This is a genomic window from Stenotrophomonas sp. MMGLT7, from assembly GCF_021168555.1.
Lineage (GTDB): Bacteria > Pseudomonadota > Gammaproteobacteria > Xanthomonadales > Xanthomonadaceae > MMGLT7.
Genome location: NZ_JAJOZS010000003.1, coordinates 220,998 through 247,220 on the forward strand (window position 1 = coordinate 220,998; position 26,223 = coordinate 247,220).

25 protein-coding genes and 2 tRNA genes are annotated in these 26,223 nt (G+C 69.5%); 12 read left to right on the forward strand and 15 right to left on the reverse strand.

Annotation, left to right across the window (positions count from 1 at the left end):
- Positions 1-125 precede the first annotated feature (125 nt).
- Entirely contained in the window at positions 126-1,310 is a 1,185-nt protein-coding gene (locus LRX76_RS05690; RefSeq protein ID WP_231802968.1) for an MFS transporter, read from the forward strand.
- Between the two features lie 126 nt (positions 1,311-1,436).
- On the forward strand, positions 1,437-2,954 hold the full coding sequence (locus LRX76_RS05695) for a hypothetical protein (RefSeq protein WP_231802970.1): 1,518 nt from the start codon (positions 1,437-1,439) through the stop codon (positions 2,952-2,954).
- Between the two features lie 295 nt (positions 2,955-3,249).
- On the opposite strand, the gene LRX76_RS05700 is transcribed toward LRX76_RS05695, so the two are convergent.
- The 3 genes from LRX76_RS05700 to LRX76_RS05710 form a co-directional block, all read right to left on the reverse strand.
- A complete protein-coding gene (locus tag LRX76_RS05700; RefSeq protein WP_231802972.1) occupies positions 3,250-3,903 on the reverse strand; it encodes a TetR/AcrR family transcriptional regulator in 654 nt (217 codons plus the stop codon).
- Between the two features lie 211 nt (positions 3,904-4,114).
- Positions 4,115-5,533: an MFS transporter gene (locus LRX76_RS05705; protein ID WP_231802974.1), complete on the reverse strand. Its 1,419-nt coding sequence runs from the start codon at positions 5,531-5,533 to the stop codon at positions 4,115-4,117.
- Positions 5,534-5,540: 7 nt separating this feature from the next.
- Positions 5,541-7,628, reverse strand: coding sequence for a TonB-dependent receptor (locus LRX76_RS05710; RefSeq protein WP_231802976.1), 2,088 nt, complete (start codon positions 7,626-7,628; stop codon positions 5,541-5,543).
- 347 nt (positions 7,629-7,975) lie between these two features.
- On the opposite strand from LRX76_RS05710, the gene LRX76_RS05715 reads away from it, so the two are divergent.
- The 3 genes from LRX76_RS05715 (at position 7,976) to LRX76_RS05725 (ending at position 10,873) form a co-directional block, all read left to right on the forward strand.
- Positions 7,976-9,865 (forward strand): MFS transporter, encoded by a 1,890-nt coding sequence (locus LRX76_RS05715; protein ID WP_231802978.1) that lies wholly within the window; start codon positions 7,976-7,978, stop codon positions 9,863-9,865.
- A gap of 223 nt (positions 9,866-10,088) precedes the next feature.
- Positions 10,089-10,445, forward strand: a complete 357-nt coding sequence (locus tag LRX76_RS05720) for a CD225/dispanin family protein (protein WP_231802980.1) — start codon at positions 10,089-10,091, stop codon at positions 10,443-10,445.
- 2 nt (positions 10,446-10,447) lie between these two features.
- The gene (locus LRX76_RS05725) at positions 10,448-10,873 is read left to right on the forward strand and encodes a DUF2752 domain-containing protein (RefSeq protein ID WP_231802982.1); all 426 of its coding nucleotides are present in this window, start codon (positions 10,448-10,450) and stop codon (positions 10,871-10,873) included.
- A gap of 259 nt (positions 10,874-11,132) precedes the next feature.
- On the opposite strand, the gene ampE is transcribed toward LRX76_RS05725, so the two are convergent.
- From ampE to LRX76_RS05750, 5 genes are all read right to left on the reverse strand, one after another.
- A complete protein-coding gene (gene ampE, locus LRX76_RS05730) occupies positions 11,133-12,026 on the reverse strand; it encodes a regulatory signaling modulator protein AmpE (protein WP_231802984.1) in 894 nt (297 codons plus the stop codon).
- Positions 12,027-12,139: 113 nt separating this feature from the next.
- Positions 12,140-13,036, reverse strand: coding sequence for an NAD(+) diphosphatase (gene nudC / locus LRX76_RS05735; RefSeq protein WP_231802986.1), 897 nt, complete (start codon positions 13,034-13,036; stop codon positions 12,140-12,142).
- A 175-nt stretch (positions 13,037-13,211) separates the two neighbouring features.
- Entirely contained in the window at positions 13,212-13,595 is a 384-nt protein-coding gene (erpA, locus tag LRX76_RS05740) for an iron-sulfur cluster insertion protein ErpA (protein ID WP_231802988.1), read from the reverse strand.
- Positions 13,596-13,626: 31 nt separating this feature from the next.
- Positions 13,627-14,061, reverse strand: coding sequence for a polymer-forming cytoskeletal protein (locus LRX76_RS05745; protein ID WP_231802990.1), 435 nt, complete (start codon positions 14,059-14,061; stop codon positions 13,627-13,629).
- A gap of 11 nt (positions 14,062-14,072) precedes the next feature.
- Complete coding sequence (locus tag LRX76_RS05750) at positions 14,073-14,807, reverse strand: DUF6776 family protein (protein ID WP_231802992.1); 735 nt, start codon at positions 14,805-14,807, stop codon at positions 14,073-14,075.
- Positions 14,808-15,181: 374 nt separating this feature from the next.
- On the opposite strand from LRX76_RS05750, the gene LRX76_RS05755 reads away from it, so the two are divergent.
- The 3 genes from LRX76_RS05755 to LRX76_RS05765 are packed head-to-tail and all read left to right on the forward strand — an operon-like array spanning position 15,182 to position 20,178.
- Complete coding sequence (locus tag LRX76_RS05755; protein ID WP_231802994.1) at positions 15,182-15,802, forward strand: DUF4126 domain-containing protein; 621 nt, start codon at positions 15,182-15,184, stop codon at positions 15,800-15,802.
- Between the two features lie 48 nt (positions 15,803-15,850).
- Positions 15,851-17,719 carry an EAL domain-containing protein gene (locus LRX76_RS05760; RefSeq protein ID WP_231802996.1) on the forward strand — a complete coding sequence of 623 codons (1,869 nt, stop codon included), beginning with the start codon at positions 15,851-15,853 and terminating at the stop codon, positions 17,717-17,719.
- Positions 17,719-20,178 carry an ATP-binding protein gene (locus LRX76_RS05765; protein ID WP_331716752.1) on the forward strand — a complete coding sequence of 820 codons (2,460 nt, stop codon included), beginning with the start codon at positions 17,719-17,721 and terminating at the stop codon, positions 20,176-20,178. The genes LRX76_RS05760 and LRX76_RS05765 overlap by 1 nt, the downstream gene beginning before the upstream one ends.
- Position 20,179: 1 nt before the next feature.
- Here the strand turns inward: LRX76_RS05765 and bfr are convergent, their stop codons facing one another.
- The 3 genes from bfr to LRX76_RS05780 all read right to left on the reverse strand — a co-directional run bounded on the left by bfr (position 20,180) and on the right by LRX76_RS05780 (position 21,669).
- Positions 20,180-20,650 carry a bacterioferritin gene (bfr, locus tag LRX76_RS05770; protein ID WP_231802998.1) on the reverse strand — a complete coding sequence of 157 codons (471 nt, stop codon included), beginning with the start codon at positions 20,648-20,650 and terminating at the stop codon, positions 20,180-20,182.
- Between the two features lie 119 nt (positions 20,651-20,769).
- Positions 20,770-20,979 (reverse strand): (2Fe-2S)-binding protein, encoded by a 210-nt coding sequence (locus LRX76_RS05775; RefSeq protein ID WP_231803363.1) that lies wholly within the window; start codon positions 20,977-20,979, stop codon positions 20,770-20,772.
- 75 nt (positions 20,980-21,054) lie between these two features.
- Complete coding sequence (locus LRX76_RS05780) at positions 21,055-21,669, reverse strand: RNA pyrophosphohydrolase (protein WP_231803000.1); 615 nt, start codon at positions 21,667-21,669, stop codon at positions 21,055-21,057.
- A 119-nt stretch (positions 21,670-21,788) separates the two neighbouring features.
- Here LRX76_RS05780 and LRX76_RS05785 point away from each other — a divergent pair.
- Together LRX76_RS05785 and LRX76_RS05790 are read left to right on the forward strand one after the other, a co-directional pair.
- Positions 21,789-21,865: transfer RNA gene (locus tag LRX76_RS05785), tRNA-Met, on the forward strand.
- A 48-nt stretch (positions 21,866-21,913) separates the two neighbouring features.
- Positions 21,914-21,988: transfer RNA gene (locus tag LRX76_RS05790), tRNA-Gln, on the forward strand.
- A 271-nt stretch (positions 21,989-22,259) separates the two neighbouring features.
- On the opposite strand, the gene rpsI is transcribed toward LRX76_RS05790, so the two are convergent.
- Both rpsI and rplM read right to left on the reverse strand, forming a co-directional pair.
- A complete protein-coding gene (gene rpsI / locus LRX76_RS05795) occupies positions 22,260-22,652 on the reverse strand; it encodes a 30S ribosomal protein S9 (RefSeq protein ID WP_231803001.1) in 393 nt (130 codons plus the stop codon).
- Positions 22,653-22,655: 3 nt separating this feature from the next.
- Positions 22,656-23,084, reverse strand: coding sequence for a 50S ribosomal protein L13 (gene rplM, locus LRX76_RS05800; protein ID WP_231803003.1), 429 nt, complete (start codon positions 23,082-23,084; stop codon positions 22,656-22,658).
- Positions 23,085-23,301: 217 nt separating this feature from the next.
- Here rplM and coq7 point away from each other — a divergent pair, with 217 nt between their 5' ends.
- Positions 23,302-23,946 (forward strand): 2-polyprenyl-3-methyl-6-methoxy-1,4-benzoquinone monooxygenase, encoded by a 645-nt coding sequence (coq7, locus tag LRX76_RS05805; RefSeq protein WP_231803005.1) that lies wholly within the window; start codon positions 23,302-23,304, stop codon positions 23,944-23,946.
- Between the two features lie 165 nt (positions 23,947-24,111).
- Here the strand turns inward: coq7 and sugE are convergent, their stop codons facing one another.
- Positions 24,112-24,429, reverse strand: coding sequence for a quaternary ammonium compound efflux SMR transporter SugE (gene sugE, locus LRX76_RS05810; RefSeq protein WP_231803007.1), 318 nt, complete (start codon positions 24,427-24,429; stop codon positions 24,112-24,114).
- A 143-nt stretch (positions 24,430-24,572) separates the two neighbouring features.
- Positions 24,573-25,367 carry an adenosylmethionine decarboxylase gene (gene speD / locus LRX76_RS05815; RefSeq protein ID WP_231803009.1) on the reverse strand — a complete coding sequence of 265 codons (795 nt, stop codon included), beginning with the start codon at positions 25,365-25,367 and terminating at the stop codon, positions 24,573-24,575.
- Positions 25,368-25,503: 136 nt separating this feature from the next.
- On the opposite strand from speD, the gene crp reads away from it, so the two are divergent.
- Positions 25,504-26,193 carry a cAMP-activated global transcriptional regulator CRP gene (gene crp, locus LRX76_RS05820; RefSeq protein ID WP_231803011.1) on the forward strand — a complete coding sequence of 230 codons (690 nt, stop codon included), beginning with the start codon at positions 25,504-25,506 and terminating at the stop codon, positions 26,191-26,193.
- The last annotated feature ends 30 nt before the right edge of the window (positions 26,194-26,223 follow it).

The following is a 26,223-nucleotide window of genomic DNA, read 5'->3' on the forward strand; positions in this document are numbered from 1 at the left end:
CGTAAGCGTTCACGTCAACCAACGCATCCCCGGCGGTCCCGATGACCGGCGGTGGTGCGTGCTCGGGTTCGACGATGCGCATCCGCCCCGGCTCCGGCATCGCTCATTTTGCGCGAGGAGCGACGATGACGGCTTTATCCCAGGACATTCCCTCGCGCCGGCTGTCGTGGATGACGCTGGTGCTGTTTCTCGTCTACCTGACCGTGGCCATGGCGATGCCCGCGGTGGCGGTGCGGGTCTCGCACACGCTCGGCATGGGCAATACCGCCTCCGGGCTGGCGGTGGGCATCGCGTTCCTGGCCACCATCCTCAGCCGCGGCTGGGCGGGGCGCCTGGCCGACGAGCGCGGCGGCCGCCCCTGCCTGTACCTCGGCCTGGCCTTCTACCTGGCCGCCTCGCTGTGCTGCCTGGCCTCGGCGGCCACCGTGCTGCCGCGCGAGGCGTCCTACCTGGTCCTGCTGGCCGGCCGCCTGCTGCTGGGGCTGGGCGAAAGCCTGACCCTGTTGGGCATGCTCGCCTGGGGCATGACGCTGATGGGGCCGGCGCGCTCGGGCAAGGTGATGGCGCTGGTGGGCATGGGCATGTACGGCGCCTTCGCGCTGGGCGGGCCGCTGGGCTTGTGGCTGCTCGAGCGGCTGGGCTTCGCCGGCCTGATGGCGGTGTGCGCGGCGTTGCCGGTGGCCGGCGCGGCGATGCTGGCGCGCACGCCCGGCGAGCCGCCGGCCCGGCAAGGGGCGCGGCCGTCGTTCCGGCAGGTGCTCGGACGCATCTGGGAACCCGGCGCGGTGGTGTTCCTGCAGGGCATCGGCTTCGCCGCGCTGGGCGCGTTCTTCCCGCTGTACTTCATCGCGATGGGATGGCAGGGCGCCGGCTACGGGCTGAGCTGCTTCGGCCTGGGCTTCGTGCTGGTGCGGTTGCTGTTCGGCAGCCTGCCCGACCGGATCGGCGGGCTGCCGGTCGGCGCGATATCGCTGGCGGTCGAGGCGGTCGGCCAGGCGCTGCTGTGGCTGGCGCCGTCGCCGGCGCTGGCCTTCGCCGGCGCACTGCTCAGCGGCGCCGGCTGCTCGATGGTGTTTCCGGCGATGGGGCTGGTGGCGGTCAGGCGCGTGCCGCCGTACCTGCGCGGCACCGCGATGGGCGGGTTCGCCGCCTTCCAGGACCTGGCCTACGGCGCCACCGGCCCGCTGGCCGGGGTGATCGCCGACCGCTTCGGCCACGCCTGGGTGTTCCTGGTCGGCAGCCTCGCCGCGCTGGCCGGCCTGGCGCTGGTCGCCGCGATGTGGCTGCGCCCGCGCGAACCGCAGCGCTGAGACCGGAACCGTTCGTCGCGGGACGGGCAGCCCGCGTTCGCACCGCGGCGCGGCTGCCGCTTCCGGCCATTCGCCGAGACACGGCTCGTCCGGCGTTCGAGTGCGCACCGAAGCCTCCGCGCGTCAATGAACCCGGTCAATGACGCCGCTCGCGCACAGGCATTGAATGGCAGCGCAACCAGGATGCCCGCGCGCCCCACGTTCAAGCAACGGAGTTTCGGCAATGCCCGGTTACCGTCGACATCGCGCTGCGCGTGCCCGGCACCGCCGCCTCCTTCGCGCCGTCCTTCGGCGCGGACGCCACAGACGCGCTGCGCGCCCGGCGCCGGCCGCCGGCGACGAGCCCGCCGACCGACGTCGGGAATCGCCCCGTCACTTTCCCTGAAATTCAGAGCAGACAGACACAGGCAGGGTTTCGACATGAACAAGCAACTGACCGACAGGATCACGTTCCGTCATGGCGCGACGTCCAACAACCGGATCGTGCAAGCGCCCATGCTCACCAACAGCGGGGAGGGCGACGGCTTCGTCACCCAGGACACCATCGACTACTACGCTGCGCGCTCCCGATCCGCAGGCATCGTCATCGTCGAGTACTGCTATGTCAGTTTCGCCGGTGGCCCCTCCCGCAGCTGGGCCGATGACCGCCAGCAGCTCGGCATCTATACCGACGGCCACATGGAAGGGCTGGCGAAGATCGCCCGGGCGCTGAAGAAGGACGGAAACAAGGCGCTGGTGCAGTTGGCGCACGCCGGCCGCGAGTCGAACTTCCGCGCCCGGCAGGGGCACACGGTCTACGCGCCCAGCGCGTTCGATTTCGGCTTCCTCGACTATGAGGTGGAAGCACTGGCCGACGAAGACATCGAACGGATCATCCAGGACTTCGGAACGGCCACCCGGCGCGCGATAGATTGCGGCTTCGACGGGGTCGAGATCCACGGCGCGAACCATTACCTGCTGCAGCAGTTCTTCTCCGCCTGGTCCAACCGCCGCGACGACCGCTGGGGCGGCTCGGCGGATCGCCGCATGCGCTTCATCGTCGAGGTCATGCGCAAGGTGTTCGACGTCATCGCCGAGCACGCCCCCGACGACTTCATCATCGGCTACCGGATCAGTCCGGAAGAGGTGCACGGGGACCATGTCGGGTACTCCTGCGACGACTCGCTGAAACTGATCCAGACCCTCACCGCGACCTTCGACTTCGACTACATCCACGTGTCCCTGCCGCAGTACGACGCAAGGCCCAAGGGTTCGGACAGGAGCTTCGGCGAACTGTTCGGCGCCGTGCTTCCGGAGCAGACCAAGCTGATCGTCGTGGGCAACGTGATGAGCGAAGAAAGCGCCCGAGATGCGCTCGGCCATGCCGACCTGGTCGCCGTCGGGCGCGCCACGCTGATCGACCCCGAGTTCGGCAGCAAGCTATCCGAAGGTCGCGGCCAGGACATCGTCAGGGAAATCTCGCCGGAACAGGTGAAGAAGTCCAGGCTGCCCCCCGGGCTGGTCAACCTGTTCTCCGATCCGAACATGCATCCCTCGCTGCCGGGCCGCGAGTCGATCTACCACCTGCACGAAGGGGGATCCCTGGACAAATCCGTCCTGAAGGACGGGACCGGGTCGGAGTACAACCTGGACGACCTCAAGTAGCCGCGGGACGGCGGCTGTCGCCATGGCAGCAGCCGCCGTTCGGGACGACGGGCGCGGACGCATCCCGATGGGAACCGATGGCAGCGGGCGGCCGCTGCCCCCGTTCGCCCCGTCATCTGCATACGTCCGGGTCGAAGCAGGCGGCCAAGTAGCCAAGTATTCCTCGCCTGCATACGCTAGCGAAGCCGGATTCCAGTGCTGCGGGAGGCGCAGCTCCAGGCCGCGGACGGCACGAATGAACCGGCAACCGCCCTGCGGCATCGTCGCGGAAGCATTGAATCCGGCTTTCATGCATTCATCGCGACGAGGCCGGGGGCGAAGAGCCGGCGGGCAAGTCCGTGGCAGTAACGTCGTGGAAGCATTGCATGATCGCCACGAACTGCTCGTAGGCGCTTTCCACGGTCGCCGCATCGCTGGCCAGCGCCTCCAGGCACAACCCGCGAACGAAGCATCCGATCACGTAACGCGTGGCGAGCGGCGCCGGGACATGATCGAGTTCGGAGTTCAGCATCACGTAACGTCCGGCGATGACCTGCCCTTGCCGCGCACAGAACTCGGCGAACTCGGCCTGCAGCGTGGCATCGGTGCGCAGGGCGTTGAAGAATTCCTGCGACACCGAGAAATCAGCGCTCATGCGCGAGCGCGTGGCATCGATCTCCTCGCGCACGCTGCGCTGCCGCGCGCCATGAACGGAGACAGCCTGCTGCAGCTCGTCCAGGCGCAGCCGTTGTCGGTGCATGAACGCATCGACGATCAGCGCGTTCTTGCTGGGAAAGTGATGCAGCAGCGCCCCGCGCGACAGCCTCGAACGGGCGCAGATGCTGCTGACCGTGGTGCCGGCAAAGCCTAACTCGCCCAGGCATTCCAGCGTCGCCAGCAACAACCGGTTGCGCGTCTTCTCGCTGCGCTCGGCCTGGGTCTGCCGCGGCACGGCATCTGATCGCTTCATGCGGGGGCTCCTGCAACTCGACTTGGAATGCCACGCCGGTGCGGCGTAGCGAGCACCGCGAACAGATACCACCGGTAGTTGGCCATCGGCGCCACCTGCCCTGCCGGTTCGCCGAGCGGGGAGACGAGGAAGCGCTCGAAGCGTACACCATCATCCTCCCACGCCAGCGCGGCTTCCGATCCATCCTCATGCCATGTCGGGCATGGCATGCTCACGGGCAGGCGCCACCCGGTTCGCATTGCCGGAGGGCGGCAGCGTCCGCACCCGGCCGGTCGGCGCCCGCACCGTTCGATCGTCGCGACAGTCGCGCCTGGATCAACCCGACCTGGTGGCGCCCCAGCGGGAACCTCCACGCCATCCAGGCCGAAAGCAGGTTCAGCGCACAGGGAATCCAGACGATGGCGACGAAAAAGCCCTGCAATGCCGCCGTATCGTTGCTCTCCCGCTTCGGATCGAAGCCGAACCATCCGGCGATGACGAAGCCGGCACCGGCACCGACGGCAAGGCAGAACTTGTTGAGGAACGAGCGCACTGCGAAGTAGTTGCCAGCATGCTCACCATGGCTACGCAGGCGGCCGAAATCGACCACGTCCGCCAGCATCGCCACCTGCGCGGAAGTCGCACCGGCCACGCCGATGGCGGCGACAGAGAACACCACCAACAAGGCGGCGAAGGCGTGCGGCCCAGGCGCGATCAGGTACATCGAGACATTGGTCGCCGCCGTCAGCAGCGTGCAGATGGCCACGATCCTGTGCTTCTCCAGCCGCGTGCCCATCCGCAGCCACCACGATGCCCCCAGCAGCTGCAGCGCGTACACCGCCAGCATGACGTAGGAGTAGCGATCACCGATGTGCAGGTACTGGTTGAGATAGAAGAAGTACAGCCCCGATACCATGCCCTGCGACAGCCAGGTGGTGGCCGACAGCAGCGCGTACGACCGCAACGCGCGGTTGCCGGCCAGTGCGCGCCAGGCATCACGCACGATGCGGCCGCGGGTCGCACGCGGACGAGCGGATACTGGCGAATCAGGCACCCAGCGCAGCAGCGGAGGCAGCGTCAGCAGAAGCAGCGCCACAACCATCCACGCAGCCATCCGCGTCACCTCCGGCGTCATCTCGCTGGTAGCGAAGAACGGCAGCAGCGCGATCGCAGGGAACAGCGCAGTGCCCATCATCTCGGCGTTGTAACGCCAGGTGGCCAGGCGATGGCGCTCGCGCTCGTCGCGGGTGATCTCGTTGATCCATGCCGGATGCGGAATCTCGGCGAAGGTCCAGCCCAGAGTCATGAAGAAGTAGGCGATGGCGAAGTACGCATAGCCGGTCTGCGGGCCGGGCTGGAACGCCGCCAGCGTCGCCAGCCCGCCGACTACCGCGCCGAGCAGGATCCAGGGCTTGCGGCGGCCCAGGCGCGAGCGGGTATTGTCCGACAACAGCCCGACCACGGGGTCGATGGCCGCATCTAGCACCCGCAGCACGGTCAGGGTCAGCCCCACCCCGACCAGGCTCAACCCGGCATGCTGCACGTACAGCGCCGGCAGCACCATGAACGCCGGCGCGTGCATGACCGCGAACGGGACGTAGGCGGCCGCGTAGGCCAGGTCGCGGCGCAGCGTGGCGCGAGCGATCGCCATCGCGTGCTCAGAGGTCGAACTGCGCGTTGACCGCCAGTGTGCGCGGCGTGCCCGGGTAGAAGTACGCCGACTGCACGTATTGCACGTAGCGGCGATCGGCAAGGTTCTCGATCGCCGCACGCAACGTCACCTGTGTGCGCCCCAGCTGCGTGCGCCATGCACCGCCCACGTTGAACACGGTGTAGTCCGGAAGTTCGTAGTTGTTGGCGGCATCGATCGCCACCTCGCCGCTGTAGCGCGCACTGGCATACCAGCGCAGGTCTGGCAACGCCGCAATGCGATAGCCCACCTGGACGGCAGCCTGCAACCGCGGCGCGCCCTCGGCGCGATTACCCGACAGTGACGCTGACGTACGTTCGTACGCCGCCCGCTGCAGCCAGGTCACGCTGCCCTCCAGGCTCCACCGGCCGGCGAGGTTCCACTGCGAGGACGCATCCACGCCGCGGTAGCGCACCGTTCCGTCCTGCACGTAGACGTTGCGGGCGTTGGCGTAGGCCGCGCCGCGCTCGATATCGAACAGCGCCACCGCCGCCTGCCAACCGCGTCCGTCCGTCTTCATTCCCAGTTCGTACTGTCTGCTCTTGAGCGGTTCCAGCACCGCGTTGGCATTGGCGTAGGTGCTGGCCACCATCGCGCCCTGCTCGAGCGACTCGACATAACTAGCGTAGGCCGTGGTGTTGGGCAGCGGATGCCACATTACCGCCACGGTGGGGCTCAGCGGCGACTTCCTGTAGGTGGAGGTGGCCCTGCCGCTCCTGTCGAACGACTGTTGCCGGTAGTCGGTATGGCGTGCCCCGGCCAGCAGCGACCAATGCGGTGTGAAGGCTAGGGTGTCGCTCAGGAACAGTGCCCCCTGGGTGTACTCCGCGCCCCGGTACATGGCCGGCACCATGCTGCTGGCATAGCCCAGGTCGGTGGGCGTGTACAGGTTGCCGCTGCCGATCAGCGTCCAGACCTGGTTGGCGTTCAAATCGCGGGCCTCGCGCTGCCAGGCGCCACCGGCGACGATCTCGTGGCGTACCGGACCGGTGGAGAACACGCCCTGGACCAGGGCCTGGGCATGGTCGAACTTGCCGAAGCTCCTGCTGTCGTTCATCCACACGTCGTAGTTCCAATCGGCATCGGTCGGGTAGAACCAGTCGGCGACGAAGTTGCGGGTGTTCTCGCTATGGCCGACGTCGAGGCTGGCCTTCCAGCCATCGCGCAGGTCCCAGCGCAGGCCGCTACCAAGCAGGCGGTAGCGGCTTTCCACTACGGCGCCATCGGAGGCCTGCAGGCGCCTGCCCGGATCGAACGGGGGCGGCAGCGCGGTGCCGGTGTAGTAGGCGGTGCTGAAGCCCTGCACCACGTCGCGCGTGGTGCGGTCCTGGTAGACCGCGTCCAGTGTCCAGGTCAGGGCCGGGCCCAAGCGGGCGTCCAGCGAGACCGAGGCGGCGTTGCGATTGATGCTGCCGCCGTTGTACAGCCCGCCTTCCTCGTGCGTGGCATTGAACCGGTAGCCCAGTCGTCCGCCCGCGCCGGCACGTCCCCCCAGGTCTACGTGTTCGCTCAGGATTCCGTCCGAGCGATAGCCGGTATCGATACTCAACAGGCGTTGCTCGGTCGGCTTCTTGGTCACGTAGTTGACGATTCCGCCAGGTGCACCGAATCCATAGAGGAAGCCGGACAGGCCCTTGAGAAGGTCCACCTGCTCGAACGCTTCCAGCGGCAGCTCGCTGCCGAAATTGTAGGTCGCCAGGCCGTTGACCTTGTAGCCGTTGGTCTCGTCCAGCGGCAGGCCGCGCACGGCGATGCGGGTACTGTGCAGCGTATAGGTATTGCCCAGCGGCTTGACCGCCGCGTCCAGCGCGAACACGGCACCGATGCTGTTGGCCTGGCGCTCTGCCAGGTCATCGGCATCGATGCTCTGCAGAGAGAACGGCGTGCGCTGGATCGAGTGGCTGCCCAGCGCACCGCCGGCCAGCGGCGGATGCCGGGCCGCAGTGACGCTGACGCGGTCGAGATCGATCGCCGTGCGCGTATCTTCGGCGGCCAGGGACGGCATGGCGAGGCCGTTCGAGACGGCCAGGGCCAGCAGGTGGAGGCGGGCGGACACGGACATGAGGGCTCTTGGCTCTATTTACATACCGAACGTACGGAATATTTATTGCCACTGCTCCCTGCCGGCGTCCAAGAACGTGGATGCATGTGCTTATGCCGTTTCTGAGCCCGGGCCGGGGAGCCCGGCATGCCCGGCCTCCGGAGGGCCTTCGGCCCTTCGACGATGCGGCGATCGCCATCGGCTCGTGTCGCGAGCCCACTATCCACGGCATCCCGGCCCGCCGCCGCACGCCCCGGGCTACGGGACTCTGCGTTCCCTGCAATGCCCAGCAGTTGCGCTCCCGGGTCACGGCAGGCAAAGGCACGCATTTGCTAGGCTGCGCGCTTCGCCAAGGAGCCTGCATGTCCGGCCATTCCCAGTTCGCCCTGCTGCGCCAGCGCCGCTTCCTGCCGTTCTTCACCGTCCAGGCGCTGGGGGCGTTCAACGACAACGTCTACCGCCAGGCCATCATCGGCCTGCTGTTCTACCTGGGCGTGGACGATGCCGAGCGCACGCTCTACACCAACCTGGCGCCGGCGCTGTTCATCGCGCCCTACTTCCTGTTCTCGGCACTGGCCGGGCAGGTCGCCGAGAAGCTGGAGAAGCACCGGCTGATCGTGATCACCACCAGCATGGAGATCGCGATCATGTCGCTGGCGGCGGTGGGCTTCCTCACCCAGAACATGCCGGTGCTGCTGGTGGCGCTGTTCTGCACCGGGCTGCAGTCCACCCTGTTCGGCCCGGTGAAGTACTCGATCCTGCCCTCGGTGCTCAAGCCCGAGGAGCTGACCGGCGGCAACGGCCTGGTCGAGATGGGTACCTCGATCTCGATCCTGTTCGGCATGATCTTCGGCGGGCTGATCTTCCAGCTGGCCGGCAGCCACGGCCCGGTCGTCGCCGCCACCGCGGTGATCGCGCTGGCGGTGGCCGGCAACGTCGTGGCGCGGCTGGTGCCGCGGGTGGATGCCGGCGCCCCGGAACTGAAGGTCAACTGGAACCCGGTGCCGGAATCGCTGGCGATCATGCGCCTGACCCGGCGCACGCCGGCGGTGCGCAACGCCATCCTCGGGGTGTCGTGGTTCTGGTTCATCGGCACCGTGCTCACCGCGCAGCTGCCGACCTACGCCGAGGTCAACCTGGGCGGGCGCCAGGCGCTGTACGTGTTCGCGCTGGCGCTGTTCTCCATCGGCACCGGCGCCGGCTCGCTGCTGTGCGAGCGGCTGTCCGGGCGCACCGTGGAGATCGGGCTGGTGCCGCTGGGCGCGTTCGGCGTCAGCGCCTTCATGCTCGACCTGTACTTCGCCCGCCCGGGGCAGGCGCTGCTGGCCGGGCTGTCGATCGGCCAGTTCGTCGGCCAGCCCGGCAGCTGGCGGATCATCGCCGACCTGGTCGGCATCGGCGTGTTCACCGGGTTCTTCGTGGTGCCGCTGTTCGCGCTGATCCAGAGTCGCACGCCCAAGGCCGAGCTGTCGCGGGTGATCGCCGGGCTCAACATCCAGAACTCGCTGTTCATCGTCGCCGCGGCGATGATCGGCATCGCCGTGCAGCGCCTGCTCGGCTGGAGCATCCCGCAGGTGTTCCTGGCGCTGGCCATCGCCAACGCGCTGGTGACGCTGTGGATCTTCACCCTGGTGCCCGAGTTCCTGATGCGCTTCCTCAGCTGGCTGCTGGTCAGCACGCTGTACCGGCTGCGCGTGCGCGGGATCGAACGGCACGTGCCCGACGAGGGCCCGGCGCTGCTGGTGTGCAACCACGTCAGCTACATGGACGCGCTGATCCTGGCCGGCAGCATCCCGCGGCCGGTGCGCTTCGTCATGTACTACCGGATCTTCGACATCCCGGTGATGCGCTGGATCTTCCGCACCGCGCGGGCGATCCCGATCGCCGGTGCGCGCGAGGACCCGGCGCTGATGCAGCGCGCGTTCGACCAGGTCGACGCGGCGCTGGCCGCCGGCGAGCTGGTGTGCATCTTCCCCGAGGGCGCGCTGACCCGCGACGGTCGGATCGCACCGTTCAAGTCCGGCGTGGAGAAGATCCTGGCGCGGCGGCCGGTACCGGTGGTGCCGATGGCGCTGCGCGGCATGTGGTCGAGCATGTGGAGCCGGCGCGACTCGCGGCTGCACCGCATGCGCGTGCCGCGGCGCTTCCGCGCCCGCGTCGAGGTGGTCGCCGGGGCGCCGCTGGACGGGGCCTGCGCCAGCGCCGCCGCGCTGGAGCAGCAGGTCGCCGCGCTGCGCGGCGACGATGCCTGATCGCGGCGACGGCCGCTGATACCAAGCGGGTTTTGCGCCGCCTCCCCGCCGCGGCTACGATGGGCGCCGGATCTCCGCCATGGAGATCCGCCCCGGCGCCGGGGAACGCAAGGGACAGGGAAACCAGAGGCTGCGACGCCGGACGTCGCGCCGCAGCCATGTCCGCATGCGCTCGTCCTCGGCACGCCGATGGACCACCCACCCGTTCCTCCATGGAGATGTCATGAGCGCAGTTCCTCCCGTCCCCCCGGTGAATCCGCCGCCGGTATCGCAGAACGTCCCGCAGCCGGTACCGAACTACCTGGCCTGGGCGATCATTTCCACCGTCCTCGGGTTCTGCCTGTGCTGCCCGGCCCTGATCACCGGCATCGTCGCCATCGTGTTCTCGACCAAGGTCAACACCCTGCTCAACCAGGGCGACCTGGAAGGCGCCCGCCGCGCCTCCAACACCACCAAGACCTGGTGCTGGGTCACTACCGCGCTGGCCATCGTCGGCCTGATCATCAACATCGTGATGCTGGCCACGGGCGGGATGCAGGCCTACCTGGAGTCCATCCAGCAGCTGCAGCAAGTCGGCTGAACATGCGCGCCGGGACGCTGCGACCGCGGACGTACTGGCCCTGGATCGCACTGGCGGCCACGCCCGTGGCCGCCGTCGGGGCCGGGCTGCTGTACCGGTTCGATCCCAGCCAGCCCGGCTCGCCGTTCATGCCCTGCATGTTCCATGCCGCAACCGGCCTGTACTGTCCCGGTTGCGGCATGACCCGCGCGCTCCACGCCCTGCTCCATGGCGACCTCGCGCAGGCATTCGCGTTCAATCCCGCCGCCATGCTCGGCCTGGCGCTCGTTCCCGGCCTGCTGGCGTGGAAGGCCGGCTGGCGGGCACGCTGGTTCGCGCCGGTGGCCGCCGCGGTGGCCGAACCCAGGTTCTGGCTGTGGGCGTTGCCGGGCTACTGGGTGGCGCGCAACCTGCCGTGGTTTCCCTTCACCCTGCTCGCGCCGGGCTGATCCCCACCGTCGCAACCAGGTCGTCCAGCAGCGGGATAAAACGTGGCCCGGCACGCCCGAAGGCCGCACCCGGGATGACGATCGCGGCAAGCCGTCCCTGTCGCGGGTGCGCTTCGCTTACCCGGGCTCTACTGCCCGACATCCTTGCCGTCCGTCCGCACCGGTTTAGTTCTTCTCGGGAGGGGCACAGGCCCCCAGGCTCTCCAGCGCGGCCGCGTCGGGACTCGCGCCCCGGACCGGGCGCCGGCGATCCCTTGCGCTACCCGACCCAGCCGGCGATCACGAACAGCGCCAGCACCGCCAGCCACAGCAGCAGCATGCGCCAGGCCAGGCTCATCATGTCGCGCAGTTCGGGCAGGCTGCGGTACACCGGCACCAGGCCGGCGGCGGCCTCCTCGGCGGCCTCGTCGCCGAGCTCGGCATTGACGCTGGCCCGCGCCACCGCGCCGAGGAAGGCGTGGTCGGTGGTCCAGCGGTTGCCGCCCGCCTCGCGCCAGATCCGGAACACCGCGTCGAAATTGCCGGCCAGCGCCATCGACAGCGCCAGCAGCCGCGCCACCGGCCATTCCAGCGCCGCCAGCAGCCAGCGCACGCCGCTGCGATTGTCCAGCGGCAACAGCGCCGCGGCCTGGCCGCGCGCCAGCAGCACGACCAGCCGGTAGCCCAGCGCGCCGCACGGCCCCAGCAGCAGGAACCAGAACAGCACCGCGAACCAGCGCCGCAGCGCCCCCACCGCGACCGCTTCCACCAGCGAGGCGGCATCGCTTGCCGGCGGCACGTCGCCATGAGCCAGCCGCGAGACGGCCTGCGCGCGCGCGGCGGGATCCTCGGCATCGAGGACCGCCTCCACGTCCACGTCCAGGTCGCGCGGGCCCCAGCTGTAGAGCAGCAGCAGCACTGCGAACAGCAGCGCCGCGAACCCCAGCCACGGGCCCCGCAGCAGCCACTGCACCAGCGCCACCGCCAGCAACGGCGGCACCAGCACCAGTGCCGCACCGTAGCGCCCGCGCCAGAAGCCCGGCCCCTGGGCGCGCCCGTCCACCCAGCGCACCAGGTCCTCGAACCAACCGAAGCGGCGCAGCGACGCCACCGCGCCCGGGGCGACATGGCCGATCACCAGCACGGCGATCACGGCAAGCAAGGTGGTGAACATGGAAGCCTCCTGGGAAGGACCCGGGTGCCCGGATTTCGTCCGGCCCGACACCCGATTCTAGCCGAGCATGCACCGCCGGGACCGGCGCGGGCGGGCGTCGTCGCGCCGATCGCTCAGGCGGCGCCGTGCCGGTGCCAGTGCTCGATCAGCGAACGCGCGATCGACAACGGCGGCGGCAGGTGGAAACCGGCTTGCCCGTCCTCGCGCAGGGCGGCGGCCACGTCCTCGCGGCCGAACCAGCGCGCGTCCTCCAGCTCGCCGTCCACCTGCGGTGGATCGGGGAGGGCCACGGCGCTGAAGCCCAGCATCAGCGCACCGGGGAACGGCCACGGCTGCGCCGCCAGGTAGCGGCATGCGGTCACGCGCACCCGCGTCTCCTCGAAGACCTCGCGCACCACGGTCTGCTCCAGCGCCTCGCCGGGTTCGACGAAGCCGGCGATCACCGAGTAGCGCCGCGGCGCCCAGCCCGGCTGCCGGCCCAGCAGCAGCCGCTCGCCGTCGCCGACGGCGGCGATGACCGCCGGATCGACCCGCGGATAGTGCTCGTTGCCGCAGCCGCCGCAATGGCCGACGAAGCCGGCGCGGCGGAACTCGATCGTGCCGCCGCAGATGCCGCAGTAGCGCGTGCGCGCATGCCAGTACGACATGCCGCGCGCATAGGCGAACAGGCTCGCCAGCGGCGCCGGCCATTCGCTGGCCGAGCGCCGCAGGTCCATCCGCTGCGGCGCCCGCACCGGCACCGAGGCGGCATCGACGCAGAACCAGGCGCGGCCCTCCTGCAGCCCGAGGAAGATGGCCGCGCCCGGGCCGCCGCCCAGCTGCGCGCCGGTCAGCGGCAGCAGGCCGCCGCCGGCATCGGCCAGGGCGTTGCCGTCGGCATCGAGCACCAGCACGCCGGCCCCGGGCCACAGCCGGGCCAGCGCATCGGCGTCGTCGCGCAGGGCATCGGCACGGTCCAGCGGGTTGGCGGCGAACGCGAACCCGGAAAGTTCGGAAACGGGGTGATTCATCCCTCTAGCCTGAGCCCAACCCCGCCCGCGCCGCAAGCTCGCAACCTCCTGTAGGAACGACTTCAGTCGCGATGAGGCTTGCCCGGTAGACCCCCATCGCGACTGAAGTCGCTCCTACGGGGTCGCTGTGCCGCGGCGATCGATTGGCAGGCCCTTCCGCACGCCGCGGCGCGCCCTACACGCTGAAACTGCTGCCGCAGCCGCAGGTGGTCTTGGCATTGGGATTGCGGATGACGAACTGCGCGCCGGTCAGGCCCTCGCTGTAGTCCACCTCGGCGCCCATCAGGTACTGCAGGCTCAGCGGATCCACCAGCAGGGTCACGCCGCCGGTATCCACCGCCAGGTCGTCCTCGGCCCGGTTCTCGTCGAACTCGAAGCCGTACTGGAAACCGGAACAGCCGCCGCCCTGGATGTACACGCGCAGGGCCAGCGCGGCGTTGCCCTCTTCCTGGATCAGCTCGCGCACCTTGGCGGCGGCGGCCTGGGTGAAGTTCAGCGGCCGCTCCAGCGACTGGTAGTCGGGCACGACGGCGGTGGGCAGGGAGACGAGCGTACTCATGTGCCCAGCATGGGGTCGCCGCGGCGCCGAATCAAGCGCCGACGGCCGCCTCCTGCGTCGCCTCCACGTCCTCGGCAGTCCCGGGCGAGGGCAGCGCCGCACGCGTGCCCTGGTGGATCAGGCGTCCGGTGAGCTGGGCGCCGGCGCTCATCTCCACCACCTGGTAGTACACGTTGCCCTGCACCCGCGCATTGGGCGCCAGCTCGACCCGCTCGCCGGCATGCACGTCGCCGTCCAGGCGGCCGTCGATCACCACCACCGGCACCCGCACCTCGCCCTCGATGCTGCCCTGCTCGGACAGCGTCAGCGTCGCCGCCGCGCCATCCTCGGCCACCACCTTGCCGACGATGCGCCCTTCCACGTACAGGCCGCCGCTGAACACCAGGTCGCCCTGGAGCACCACCTGCGCCCCGATCAGGGTGTCGACCACGGTCTGCCCGCCGCGGCCCGATTTGCTGCCGAACATAGCTGTTCCCCTTATTCCCCTCTGCTGCCGTTGCCGGCCAGTTTCCACTCGAACGTCTGATTCACCGGCGTCCCCCCGGCAAGAGAGACTCGCACACGTTGCGGGGTGAAATCCTTGGGCAGGATCACGCTGCCGTCCAATTGCTGGAAATAGCGGAACGAATAGGCCTGCCCCGGCACTCCCGTGCGCTGGTGCAGCTCGTCCCAGCTCACCGTCGTCAGCCGCCCGGCATGCACCCCTTCCACGGTGAAGCGCATCTGCCCCTCGCTGACCGCGCCGCGGTTGAGGTTCTGGGTCAGCACCACGGAGTAGTGCCAGGTGCCGCCGGCCTCGGGCGAGAACTCGGCCGAATGCACGTTCAGGCCCTTGCGCTGGCCGGTGGCCCCCACCAGCCGCTCGTAGAAGGCCACGTCGGCGCGCAGGCTGGCGATCTCCTCCTCGCGCTCGGCCAGCGAGGCCTGCACCTCGCTGTTGGCGGCGCGGCTGATCCGGTCCGACAGCGCCAGGTTCACCTGCTGCTGCTTGAGTTCGGCCACCTGCTGCTGCAGCCCGGCCACCTGGCCCTGCGCCTGCGCCAGTTGCTGCTGGGTGGCGGCCAGGCGCGGCGCGGCCAGGCGGCTGGCGCCGATCCACGTCGCCAGCAGCGACAGCAGCCAGGCGCCGGCAAGGGCCCAGGGCAGCCAGCGGCCGCCGCGGCGCAGGTTCTGCGGCACGATCCGGTAGCGCGAAGGAGGCGGCGTGTTCATGGTCGGGTACTGGGGCAGTGCAAGGGGCTCTCCTGTCGAACCGGCACGAGGTCTGGACGCGGCTTTGCGCGATCCGGCCGGCGGCGAGCGTCAGCAGACCAGCCCCATCTCCCGCCGGGAAAGGGGGCTGGAGGGTACGGGCGAAGCCTCGTCGTCGATTCCACTACACGAGGCCTCGCCCGTACCCTCATCCGCCCCTGGGGGCACCGTCTCCCGAAGGGAGAAGGAAACTGACGCTCGCCGCCGATCGGGTCGCGCACTGCCCGGCCGCGGTCGCTCCGGGCAGCGCGATAGTATGCCAAGCCACCGCTGGCGCCCGCCCGCGCCATCGCCGATAGTGATGCGGTTCACCCTGCGCATCGGAAGCTCGCCTCATGAACGAAGCCCATCTTTTCGTGATCGGCATCCTGCTGGCCTGGCTGGCCGGGATCCGCGTGTACCTGACGGTGTTCGGGGTGGGCCTGGCCGGGCTGCTGGGTTGGGTGGACCTGCCGCCGGCGCTGCAGCCCACCGAGTCGTGGTGGGTGCTGGGCACCTCCGGCGCGCTGGCCGTGGCCGAGTTCTTCGCCGACAAGATCCCCGGCGTGGACTCGGCCTGGGACCTGCTGCAGACGCTGGCGCGGGTCCCGGCCGGCGCGTTCCTGGCCGCGGCCACGCTCTCGCCCGACGGCGATCTCGGCACCGGGGCACTGGCGGCCGGTGCCGGCGTGGCGCTGACCAGCCACGTGCTCAAGGCCGGCTCGCGCGCCCTGCTCAACACCTCGCCGGAGCCGGCCAGCAACTGGATCGCCTCCACCGCCGAGGACACCGTGGTGATCTCCGCACTGGCGCTGGCACTGGCGCATCCGTGGCTGGCGCTGGCGGTGGTGATAGGCGCCAGCGTGATCGGCGCGGTGCTGGTGTGGTGGGTGTGGCGCGTGCTGTGGCGCGGCATGAAACGACTGCTGGCACCGGGCCCGCGCCACGAGCCGCCGGCGCCATCCGTGCCGCGCTGAAGCGCGCCCTGCTTGCGCGCATAATGTCCCCGCTACTGGGGATCGACGATGACCGCTGCCAACCTGGCCTCCGGCCCTGTGCGCGACGACGGCGCACCACGTATTCGCAACCCGCAGACGGAAACGCCGCCCCCGGGCTATTGGCGCCGCTGGAGCGGCACCGAAGCGCCCGCCACGGCCGGCCTTGCGGCGATGCCGAGCCAGCCAGCCGGCACGATCGCGGCCGGCGACGGCGACGCCACCGGAACGGGCCCCACCGCCGCGCCGGCACCGGCCGACGATTCCCCCTACCGCGTGCTGATCGTCGAGGACGACCGCTCGCAGGCCCTGTTCGCGCAGAGCGTGCTGCACGGCGCCGGCATGCAGGCGATGGTGCTGACCCGGGCCGACGGCGTGCTGCCGGCCATCGCCGCATATCGCCCCGACCTGGTGCTGATGGACCTGCACCTGCCGGAGACCGACGGCATGCGCCTGACCGCGATGATCCGGCAGAACCGGCAGTGGCAGCGGCTGCCGATCGTGTTCCTCACGGGCGACCGGGACCCCGAGCGCCAGTACGAGGTGCTCGACAGCGGCGCCGACGACTTCCTGGTCAAGCCGATCCGCCCGCGCCACCTGATCGCCGCGGTGGCCAACCGCATCCGCCGCAGCCGCCAGCAGGACCAGCCGCCGCCCGGCCCCGGGGCATTGCCGCGCGCCCCGGAGCCCCCCGGCCTGGCCAGCCGCGGCCACCTCGACCGCCAGCTCGACGCGGCGCTGGCCGCCGGGGCCGCCGGCGGGCTGTTCTTCATCGAGATCGCCGGCGCCCTCGGCCTGCGCGAGCGCTACGGCTACGCCGCCTTCGAGCGGCTGATGCTGCAGGCCGGCCTGCGCCTGTCCGAAGCGGCCGGCGACGACCTGCTGGCGCGACTGGGCGACAACAGCTTCCTGCTGCTGTCCCGCGGCGCGGAGGCCGACCTGGCCGCGCGCGCGCGCGAACTGGCCCGGCGACTCTCCGCGCAGCCGTGCCTGGCGCGCGACGACGAGCCGGTCCATCTGCGCAGCACGATCGGCCATGCGCCGCTGGACGCCGGCTTCGGCGATGCCGGCAGCGCCCTGGAGGCGGTCGAACGCGCCGCACTGCAGGCGCGGCTGCAGCGCGACGGCGTCCACGGCTTCAGCGCCGCCGAGGCCGAGGCCGACACCCTGGCGATGGTCGAAGGCCAGCTGGAGCCGGCCTACCAGCCGATCGTCGCCGTCGCCGGCAGCGACTGCGCGCAGTACCAGGTGCTGCTGCGCCTGCGCCGCGCCGACGGCACGCTGCTGTCGGCCGGCCAGGTGGTGCCGGCCGCCGAGGCCGCCGGGCGCATCGCCGACCTCGACCAGCAGGTGCTCGAGCACGCGCTGGAGCTGCTGGACCGCTACCGCCACGCCACCCCGCCGCTGCGCCTGTTCGTCTCGCAGTCGCCGCGCACGCTGGCGCGGCAGCCGTTCGCCGACTGGCTGCTGGCCAACCTGGAGCGCCGCCGCCTCGCCGGCGCGGCGCTGGTCATCGACCTGCGCCTGGACGATGCGCTGATCCACACCCTCGCTGTGCAGCGCTTCTGCGAGCAGCTGGCGCCGGCCGGCGTGCAGTTCTGCCTGAGCCGGTTCGAGCCCGGCCCCGAGGCCGAAGCCCTGCCCGGCCTGCTGCCGCTGCGCTACCTGCGCGTGGCCGGCCGCTTCGCCGCCAGCCATGGCGACGAGGCTCTGCGCGAGGAACTGCGCGCGCTGATCGACGGCGCCCACCGCGCCGGCCTGCAGGTGATCGGCCAGCAGATCGAGGACGCGCAGGCCGCCGCGGCGATGTGGGGGGGCGGCGTCGATTTCATCCAGGGCAACCTGGTGCAGTCGGTGAGCCGGGACCTCGATTTCGACTTCAAGAACGCGATCGTCTAGTGGCGCGACGGCATTCCAATGCCGCTCATGCGCGCGGCCAGCGGCCTGCAACGCAAGGCGATGTTGGTCGCGAGCACGTGCAGGCCCGGCATTCGAGCGCCGGCGGCACCGGCCCGGCCACGCGCCGCATCGGCCATGCCGCCCCCTGGATCGCCGCCGTCGCGGCACTGGCCGCGATGGCGGCGCTGGCCCCGCTCCTGGCCTCGCAGCCGGGCGCCGGCATCGCGCTCGCCTGCGCGGGCCTGGCCCTGGTCGCAAGCGTGGTCGCCGCGCGCAGCGCCGGCCGCGACCGTGGCGAGCTTGCATCGCTGCACGCCCGTGCCGACGGCCTGCTGGCCGAGCGCGAGCGCCTGCAGCAGGCGCTGCGGCAGCACGACGAACTGGAGCGGCAGCTGCTGCAGGCCAAGCAGGTGGCCGAGGCGGCAGCGATGGCCAAGGGTGAGTTCCTGGCCACGATGAGCCACGAGATCCGCACCCCGCTCAACGGCATCGTGCCGATGCTGGAACTGGTCTCGCGCGGCACCCTGGGCGCGGACCAGCGCGAGATGATGCGCATGGCCAGCGACAGCTCGCTGCAGCTGCTGCGCATCGTCGACGACATCCTCGACTATTCAAAGCTCGAGGCCGACAAGGTCGAGCTGGAGATCACCAGCTTCAACCTGCGCGAACTGCTCGAAGGCATGCTGCAGCTGATGCGCCGCAGCGCCCAGGAAAAGGGCCTGCGCCTGGCCCTGGAGATCGATCCGGCGGTGCGGCTGGCGGTGCGCGGCGATCCGGTACGGCTGCGGCAGGTGCTGGGCAACCTGATCTCCAACGCGATCAAGTTCACCGCGCAGGGCGCCGTCGAGGTGAAGGTGCGGCGGCTGGGCGGGAACGGCAACAGCCACCAGCTGCGCTTCGAGGTCAGCGACACCGGCATCGGCATCGACGAGCCGCAGCAGGCGCGCCTGTTCCAGGCCTTCACCCAGGCCGACGCGTCCACCACCCGCCTGTACGGCGGCACCGGGCTGGGGCTGGCGATCTGCAAGCGCATCGTCGACCTGATGCACGGCCGCATCGGCCTGCAGTCGCGTCCCGGCCACGGCGCCACGTTCTGGATCGAGATCCCGCTGTTCAAGGTCGCCGGCGACCTGCAGGCGGCCGCGGCGGACGCCCCGCGCCACGTCCTGCTGGTCTGCGCCGACACGCAGCTGCGCCAGCGCCTGGAGCTGCTGGCCCGGCACTGGCCGGTCGAACTGGAAGCGGTCGCCGGCCACCACGAGGCGCTGACGCGGCTGCGCGCGGCCAACGGCGCGGACGCCGATCGCCCCTTCGACGCCATCGTCGCCTACCTCGACGAGTTGCACGCCAACGCGGCGGCACTGCAGCGGGTACTGGCCAAGACCCCGGCCTACCGGCACATCCAGCTGATCTGGCTGCACGGCACGGTCGACCTTCCCGCCGAACTGCTCGGCGGCGGCGTCGAGCTACTGCCCAGGCACGCCGACAGCGCCCTGCGGCAGCTGCTGCTGCCCGCCGCGCCGGCCGCGGCCGAAGCGACCGGTCCGGATGCCGGCGAGATGCCCGAGCCGGCCCCCGCCCGCCAACCGCATCGCCTGCTGCTGGTGGAGGACAACCCGGTCAACCTGGCCGTGGCCACGCGCCTGCTGGACTCGCTCGGCTACGACGCCGACAGCGCCGGCGACGGCGAACAGGCGCTGGCCCGCATGGCCGGGCACGACTACGACCTGGTGCTGATGGACTGCCGGATGCCGGTACTGGACGGCTACGCCGCCAGCCGCAGGTGGCGCGAGCGCGAGGCCGCCGAAGCCGGACGCCGGCGCCTGCCGATCGTGGCGATGACCGCCAACGCCATGGCCGAGGACCGCGGCCGCTGCCTGCAGGCCGGCATGGACGACTACCTGTCCAAGCCGCTCTCGCGCCGGCGCCTGCACGACTGCCTGCAACGCTGGCTGGACCACGCCGAGGCCGCAACGCAGGCACCGCGAGCCCCGCAGGCGGCAACGACAACGGTGCCGGCCGCACTGGCGCCTCCGCCAGCGGTGCCGCCGCCTGCCGACGGACACGGCGGCCTTTCCGCGCCGTCCCACCTGCCCGTGCTCGACGGCGAGGTGCTGGACGAACTGCGCCGGTTCGCCGGCGACGACGTGCAGGCGATCCTCGGCCTGTTCCTGAGCGATGCGCCGCTGCTCATGGGCGAGCTGCAGCAGGGCGCCGCCAGCGGCGACATGGCGCGCATGGCCGATGCGGCGCATACGCTCAAGTCGTCCAGCGCCAACGTCGGCGCATCGTCGCTGTCGGCCGTGGCCGCGCGCATCGAGGCCGGCGCGCGCGACGGCTCGCTGCGGTTGCCGGCCGTGGCCGTGGCCCTGGTCATCGCCGAGTTCGCCCGCACCCGGGTGGCGCTGGCGGGCTACCGCGCGCAGTTGCGCAGCGGCGAGGACGCGCTGGCGCAGTGAATCAGTCTTCCAGCTTCGTGAGCAGGTAGTTCGGCTCGCCGATGCGCTCGATCAGGTCCAGCTGGGTCTCCAGCCAGTCGATGTGTTCCTCTTCCGAATCGAGGATGGACACCAGCAGCTGGCGGCTGACGTAGTCGTTGACCGAGTCCGCGTAGGCCACCGCCTCGCGCAGCAGCGCCACGCCCTCGTGCTCCAGCGCCAGGTCGCAGCGCAGCATCTCGCGCGGGTTCTCGCCGATGCGCAGCTTGCCCAGCGCCTGGAAGTTAGGCAGCCCCTCGAGGAACAGGATACGGTCGGCCAGCCGGTCCGCATGCTTCATCTCCTCGATCGATTCCTTGTACTCGTGCTCGGCCAGCTCCTTCAGCCCCCAGTTCTTGAGCATCTTGGCGTGCAGGAAGTACTGGTTGATGGAGGTCAGCTCGTTGTAGAGCGCCCGGTTGAGGTATTCGATGACCTTGGTGTCGCCCTTCATCGCCGTGTTTCCGGTGGGGTGAAAGGCGCAAATCTAGCCGTTCCCGGCCCAGCGTGAAGGAACGCGAATCGTATGCATCGAAGTCCGCCGCGGGCGCGGCCGGCATCGCGGGCCCGGCGTCAGGCGGCGGTGGCCAGGCCCAGCACCGGCAGCGGCAGTTCGCGCGTGGCCCGCGCCCGCTCCAGCAACCCCGCCGCCATGTCCAGGCACGAGCCGCAGTTGGAGCCGCAGCCGGTGCGCATCGTCAGCTCGGCAACGCTCTGGCAGCCGTTCATGGCGGCATCTTCGATGTGCTGGTCGGTGACCCCGTTGCAGATGCAGACGTACAAGGCGATATGGCGGGTATCGGCCCGAATCGGGCCGGACGCCATTCAATCTCAACTGAGAATGGTTGTCAAACTCAGTCAATCGCTGCCGTTGCGGAAGGAGCGACCGCCCGGGTGCCGCCGCGGGCGCTTGCGCGGTCGGTCGTGGCCGGCCCCGCCGTTGCCCGGCAGCCACGCCTGCTGCGCCGGCAGCGGCATCGCCTGGATCCCGGCCCCGGCGATGCTGCGCGCCAGCGGCGCCAGGTGGCGCAGGGCCCTGGCATAGACGCCGCGCTTGAACACCACCACGTGCTCCACCGGGTACCAGAAATCGACCCAGCGCCAGTGATCGAACTCCGGCGTATCGGTCCGGTCCAGCTGGACATGCGACTCGTCGCCCACCAGCCGCAGCAGGAACCAGACCTGCTTCTGGCCGATGCAGACCTGGCGCTCGTTGCGGCGGATGGCGCGGCTCGGCAGGCGATAGCGCAGCCAGCCCGGCGTGGCGCCGAGCACTTCGACGTGCTCGGGCAGCAGCCCGGTCTCTTCCTGCAGCTCGCGGTACATGGCCTCGACCGGGGTTTCGTCGGTATTCATGCCGCCCTGCGGGAACTGCCAACCGTCCCGGCGCACACGGCGCGCCCAGAACACTTGGCCGTCCGGTCGCATCAGCACGATGCCTACATTCGGTCGGTAGCCGTCCGGATCGATCACGATGCGGACTCCTGAAAATTCTACTGGCACCGACTCTGCCATGGCCTGGCCTGGGTCACAAGCTCCGCAGAAAATCGTTGACAGGGCAAGCCGAGATCGTGAGAATTGGCGGTTCCCTAGGCTATGTAGCTCAGCCGGTTAGAGCACAGCACTCATAATGCTGGGGTCGGTGGTTCGAGTCCACCCATAGCCACCATGGCGTTTCGCACGAACTCCATGCGATAATTGCAGTCCGCTACAGCATTGCCCCGTCGCCAAGTGGTAAGGCACCTGACTCTGACTCAGGCATTCGGTGGTTCGAATCCATCCGGGGCAGCCAAACACAAAGAAAAGGCCCGATCGAAAGATCGGGCCTTTTCTTTGTGGCTTGTGTTCGTCGCTGTGGGCAATGCCGCTCTTTCTCCCTGTAGGAGCGACTTCAGTCGCGATGGGGCTCTACCGGCAAGGCCCTCGCGACTGAAGTCGCTCCTACAGGAATACTCCAGAAGCCACATCGCGCGTCCGGAACGACGAGAGCCCGGCCAAGGCCGGGCTCTCGTGTTTCCAGTCCATCCGGGCGATGCCTCGCCCGGGACCAGGACGCCGATGGATCAGCGCTTGGAGAACTGGGTCGCGCGGCGGGCCTTGTGCAGGCCGACCTTCTTGCGCTCGACCTCGCGGGCGTCGCGGGTCATGAAGCCGGCCTTGCGCAGCTCGGTCTTCAGCGTCTCGTCGTACTCGACCAGGGCGCGGGCGATGCCCAGGCGGATCGCACCGGCCTGGCCGGTGGTGCCGCCGCCGGCGGCGGTGACCTTGATGTCGAAGCTCTCGGTGTTGTTGGTCAGCTCCAGCGGCTGGCGCACGATCATGCGCGCGGTCTCACGGCCGAAGAACTCGTCCAGCGGACGGTCGTTGACGGTGATGCTGCCGGTGCCCTTGCGCAGGAACACGCGGGCGGTGGAGGACTTGCGACGGCCGGTGCCGTAGTTTTGTGTGATGGCCATGATTTAGATATCCAGGACTTGCGGCTGCTGGGCGGCGTGCGGGTGCTCGGCACCCTTGTAGACCTTGAGCTTGCGGTACATGGCGCGGCCCAGCGGGCCCTTCGGCAGCATGCCCTTGACCGCGATCTCGATGACGCGCTCCGGGTGGCGCTCCAGCGCCTGGGCCAGGGACTCGGTCTTGAGGTTGCCGATGTAGCCGGTGAAGCGGTGGTACTTCTTGTCGGCCAGCTTGTTGCCGGTCACCGCGATCTTCTCGGCGTTGATGACCACCAGGTAATCACCGGTGTCGACGTGGGGGGTGTAGACCGGCTTGTGCTTGCCGCGCAGGCGGCGGGCCAGTTCGCTGGAGAGGCGGCCGAGCGTCTTGCCGGCGGCGTCGACGAGGTACCAGTCGCGCTGGACGGTCTCGGACTTGGCAGTAAAGGTAGTCATCTTATGGCTCTGGATGGTCGGGCGGATTCCGCAGGACACCCTGGCGGAACTTTGCCACGCGTTGTGAAATGAAACAAAGAAGCGGGATTGTAACGGCCTGGCGCGGCGGTTGCAAACCGCCCCCTGACCAGGGGCGCCTGGCCCCGGCCCGCCCGGCTTGGCAGCGCGGCGGCGGCGCGACAGAATCCGGGCACCGACGATGACTTGCGAACCCGCCATGGCCCTGCCGCGACAGAACACCCCGCTCGACCAGCTGCTGGTCGAGGCCCAGCGCGCGCTGGACACGGTATTCGGCAACCCGCCGGCCGAGCGCGCCTACCCGGCCGACGGCACGCCCGAGGTGGAACTGGAGGCGGGCGAGCGCCGCCACGCCGCCGGGCTGATGCGCATCAACCATGTCGGCGAGGTCTGCGCGCAAGGACTGTACTTCGGCCAGGCATCGGTGGCGCGCGACCCCGGCACCCGGCGGCACCTGCTGGAGGCGGCCCAGGAGGAAACCGACCACCTGGCCTGGTGCGCCGAGCGCCTGCGCGAGCTGGACAGCCGGCCCAGCCTGTTCAACCCGCTCTGGTATGCCGGCAGCTATGCGCTGGGCACCCTGGCCGGGCTGCGCGGCGACGGCTGGAACCTGGGCTTCGTGGTGGAGACCGAGCGCCAGGTGGAAGCGCACCTGGACGAGCACCTGCAGACCCTGCCCGCCGCCGACCTGCGCAGCCGCCGGATCCTGACCGTCATGAAGGCCGACGAGGCGCGGCACGCGAACCACGCCGAGCAGGCCGGCGCACGCATCCTGCCGCCGCCGATCCCGTCGGCGATGGCACTGGCCTCGAAGCTGATGAAGACGATCGCCTACCGGCTCTGAGCGATCCCCGGCACTTCGTAGGAGCGATTTCGTAGGAGCGACTTCGGTCGCGATGGGGCTTTGCAAGTAAGGCCCGTCGGGACCGAAGCACCTCCACAGGGCCGGCCGGTACATCGGGAAAGCCCCATCGCGACCGAAGCCGCCCCTACGGAAAGCAGCGGCGCGTCAGGCCGAGACCAGCTTCAGGCCGATCACGCCGGCGACGATCAGGCCGATGCACAGCAGCCGCGCCGGCGAGGCGCTGTCGCCGAACAGCACGATGCCGGCCAGCGCCACGCCCAGCGCGCCGATGCCGGTCCAGATCGCGTAGCCGGTGCCCACCGGGATGGCCTTGAGCGCCTGCGTCAGCAGCCACAGGCTGACACCGGCCAGCGCCACCGTGAGCACGCTCGGCCACAGCCGGGTGAAGCCTTCGCTGTACTTGAGCCCCAGCGCGAAGCCGATCTCGAACAGGCCGGCGAGCAACAGAAATATCCAGTGCATGGCACTCCTCCTCATTGGCGGATGAAAAAAAGACGGCCCGGTGTCTGCACACCGGGCCGCCGTCGGCTTTCGTCCACGGCTTGCGCCGCGTGGCGGGCCGTCCCGCCTCTGTCTGTCATGCCGTCCGCGCGGACGGCCAGCCTCTACTCGGAGAGGTTGCGCCCGTGGAACAGCTCCTCGATCTCGCGCTTGAGCAGCGCCTCGATCTTCATGCGTTCCTTGAAGGACAGGTTCTTGGCCTTCTCCTCGAACAGGTACTGGTCCAGGTCGAAGTCCTTCAGGTGCATCTTCGTGTGGAAGATGTTCTCCTGGTAGACGTTGACGTCGAACATCTCGTAGCGCGACTTGATGTTCTTGGCCAGGAAGTTCTGGATCGAGTTGATCTTGTGGTCGATGAAGTGCTTCTTGCCCTTCACGTCGCGGGTGAAGCCGCGCACGCGGTAGTCCATGATCACGATGTCCGACTCGAGACTCTCGATCAGGTAGTTCAGCGCCTTCAGCGGCGAGATCACGCCGCAGGTGGCCACGTCGATGTCCGCGCGGAAGGTGGCGATGCCCTCCTGCGGATGGGTCTCCGGATAGGTATGGACGGTGATGTGGCTCTTGTCCATGTGCGCGACCACGGCGTCGGAGATCAGCTCCTTGCCGGCCTGCTTCTTGTCGATCACCGGTTCCTCGGAGATCAGGATCGTCACCGACGCGCCCTGCGGGTCGTAGTCCTGGCGCGCGATGTTGAGGATGTTGGCGCCGATGATCTCGGCCACATCCGTCAGGATCTGGGTCAACCGGTCCGCGTCGTACTGCTCATCGATATACTCGATGTAGCGTTGGCGCTCCTCTTCGGTGCGCGCGTAACAGACGTCGTAGATGTTGAAGCTCAGCGCCTTGGTGAGGTTGTTGAAACCCTGCAACCTCAGGCGAGGCAAAGGCTTGACCACGGCGGTCTGTCCTCTGGGGGAGATGGGAAATGAGCAATTATGGGGCATGCCGGGCACTACGCATAGCTGCCACGGCGTCAATTTGCCGACACTGGACACTCTCGTTAAGCTTCGCCAATTCGGTCGTGAAATCGCCATGATTCCAGCAACCAACAAAATCGTATCCATCGCGCGTGCGCCCGACGGCTCGCTGGCATTGGACGCAGCGACCATCGACCGTTTCCTTCTTCACAGCCATCGCCGCCGCTATCCGGCACGCGCGGACGTATTCAGGCCGGGCGATGCGGCCGGAACCCTGTACTACGTGGTCAGCGGCTCGGTCAGCATCATCGCCGAGGAGGACGAGGATCGCGAGCTGGTGCTGGGCTACTACGGCAACGGCGAGTTCGTCGGCGAGATGGGGCTTTTCATCGAATCCAGCCACCGCGAGGTGATCCTGCGCACGCGCACGCCCTGCGAACTGGCCGAAATCAGCTACGAGCGGTTGCAGCAGCTGTTCCTGGGCCCGCTGTCGCCGGATGCGCCCAAGGTGCTGTACGCGCTGGGCGTGCAGCTGTCCAAGCGCCTGCTGACCACCAGCCGCAAGGCCAGCCGGCTGGCCTTCCTCGACGTCACCGACCGCATCGTGCGCACGCTGCACGACCTGGCGCGCGAGCCCGAGGCGATGAGCCATCCGCAGGGCACCCAGCTGCGGGTGTCGCGCCAGGAACTGGCGCGGCTGGTCGGCTGCTCGCGCGAGATGGCCGGCCGCGTGCTGAAGAAGCTGCAGGCCGACGGCCTGCTGCATGCGCGCGGCAAGACCGTGGTGCTGTACGGGACTCGGTAGAGCCGGGAATCGGGAATCGGGAATGGAGAA

Coding starts and splice junctions, on each gene's coding strand:
- LRX76_RS05690 (WP_231802968.1), top strand. CDS start 126: ATGACGGCTTTATCCCAGGACATTCCCTCGCGCCGGCTGTCGTGGATG.
- LRX76_RS05695 (WP_231802970.1), top strand. CDS start 1,437: ATGAACCCGGTCAATGACGCCGCTCGCGCACAGGCATTGAATGGCAGC.
- LRX76_RS05700 (WP_231802972.1), bottom strand. CDS start 3,903: ATGAAGCGATCAGATGCCGTGCCGCGGCAGACCCAGGCCGAGCGCAGC.
- LRX76_RS05705 (WP_231802974.1), bottom strand. CDS start 5,533: ATGGCGATCGCTCGCGCCACGCTGCGCCGCGACCTGGCCTACGCGGCC.
- LRX76_RS05715 (WP_231802978.1), top strand. CDS start 7,976: ATGTCCGGCCATTCCCAGTTCGCCCTGCTGCGCCAGCGCCGCTTCCTG.
- LRX76_RS05720 (WP_231802980.1), top strand. CDS start 10,089: ATGAGCGCAGTTCCTCCCGTCCCCCCGGTGAATCCGCCGCCGGTATCG.
- LRX76_RS05725 (WP_231802982.1), top strand. CDS start 10,448: ATGCGCGCCGGGACGCTGCGACCGCGGACGTACTGGCCCTGGATCGCA.
- ampE (WP_231802984.1), bottom strand. CDS start 12,026: ATGTTCACCACCTTGCTTGCCGTGATCGCCGTGCTGGTGATCGGCCAT.
- nudC (WP_231802986.1), bottom strand. CDS start 13,036: ATGAATCACCCCGTTTCCGAACTTTCCGGGTTCGCGTTCGCCGCCAAC.
- erpA (WP_231802988.1), bottom strand. CDS start 13,595: ATGAGTACGCTCGTCTCCCTGCCCACCGCCGTCGTGCCCGACTACCAG.
- LRX76_RS05745 (WP_231802990.1), bottom strand. CDS start 14,061: ATGTTCGGCAGCAAATCGGGCCGCGGCGGGCAGACCGTGGTCGACACC.
- LRX76_RS05750 (WP_231802992.1), bottom strand. CDS start 14,807: ATGAACACGCCGCCTCCTTCGCGCTACCGGATCGTGCCGCAGAACCTG.
- LRX76_RS05755 (WP_231802994.1), top strand. CDS start 15,182: ATGAACGAAGCCCATCTTTTCGTGATCGGCATCCTGCTGGCCTGGCTG.
- LRX76_RS05760 (WP_231802996.1), top strand. CDS start 15,851: ATGACCGCTGCCAACCTGGCCTCCGGCCCTGTGCGCGACGACGGCGCA.
- bfr (WP_231802998.1), bottom strand. CDS start 20,650: ATGAAGGGCGACACCAAGGTCATCGAATACCTCAACCGGGCGCTCTAC.
- rpsI (WP_231803001.1), bottom strand. CDS start 22,652: ATGGCCATCACACAAAACTACGGCACCGGCCGTCGCAAGTCCTCCACC.
- rplM (WP_231803003.1), bottom strand. CDS start 23,084: ATGACTACCTTTACTGCCAAGTCCGAGACCGTCCAGCGCGACTGGTAC.
- coq7 (WP_231803005.1), top strand. CDS start 23,302: ATGGCCCTGCCGCGACAGAACACCCCGCTCGACCAGCTGCTGGTCGAG.
- sugE (WP_231803007.1), bottom strand. CDS start 24,429: ATGCACTGGATATTTCTGTTGCTCGCCGGCCTGTTCGAGATCGGCTTC.
- crp (WP_231803011.1), top strand. CDS start 25,504: ATGATTCCAGCAACCAACAAAATCGTATCCATCGCGCGTGCGCCCGAC.